The sequence below is a fragment of the Tamlana crocina genome (genome assembly GCF_012037625.1).
The window spans coordinates 1-278 of record NZ_JAAVJS010000917.1 but is presented as its reverse complement, the minus strand read 5'-3'; the positions used below and the strand labels follow the sequence as shown (position 1 = coordinate 278).

The 278-nt window shown below is 41.4% G+C and carries 1 protein-coding gene; it reads right to left on the bottom strand.

All coding sequences use genetic code 11. The features are described 5' to 3' along the window. The coding region (locus tag HC176_RS19500; protein ID WP_245234981.1) for a pectinesterase family protein at positions 1-278 on the bottom strand (278 nt) is incomplete at both ends.

Sequence of the window (278 nt, the reverse complement as noted above, 5' to 3'; positions counted from 1 at the left end):
ATTGCAATTCAGAAAAACAAAACCGTGGTCGGTACCTTCTTCTGTGGAAGCTGCTGTGATGTAATGTCCTTCTTCTTTTGAATAGATCTCGCAATTTTCGAATACTGCTGTAGACCATCCAAAAATAAAATCTGTAGTACCTTCTATATAGCAGTTGCGGTAATATTGCCTGCTGTTCTTGCCATGAGTGTACAAGGTATCCTGAAAGCCAAGAAATCTACAGGTGTCAAAAATGACCTTATCGCCATCAATTCTTACGGCCACTGCCTGCCCAATGG